The sequence below is a fragment of the Alkalibacterium sp. s-m-28 genome, from assembly GCF_054658175.1.
In genome coordinates, this window is the sequence record NZ_BAAGIQ010000403.1 from 1 (window position 1) to 255 (window position 255).

1 protein-coding gene is annotated in these 255 nt (G+C 41.2%); it reads right to left on the bottom strand.

The features are described from left to right. The coding region (locus ACYQ4S_RS12770) for a transposase (RefSeq protein ID WP_459771559.1) at window positions 1-255 on the bottom strand (255 nt) is incomplete at both ends.

Sequence of the window (255 nt, forward strand, 5' to 3'; positions counted from 1 at the left end):
ATTTACTGTATTTGAAGAAGGTCTCGATCTGCCAGCGTTTTCCATATAAACGAATGATTTCCTCATCTGGCAAGTCAACGTCAGTTGACAGAAGAGCTAGCCAGTTTTTCTTGCCTCTGCGATTGTCACGAACAAATATTATCTTAGCCTGGATGTCTTCATTATTATCGTTCAATCCTAAGCTGACAACGACAGATGCTTTAATTTTCGCACGGCCACGCTTTTTCTTGAGCACTCTGTAGAGATCTTTCAGGT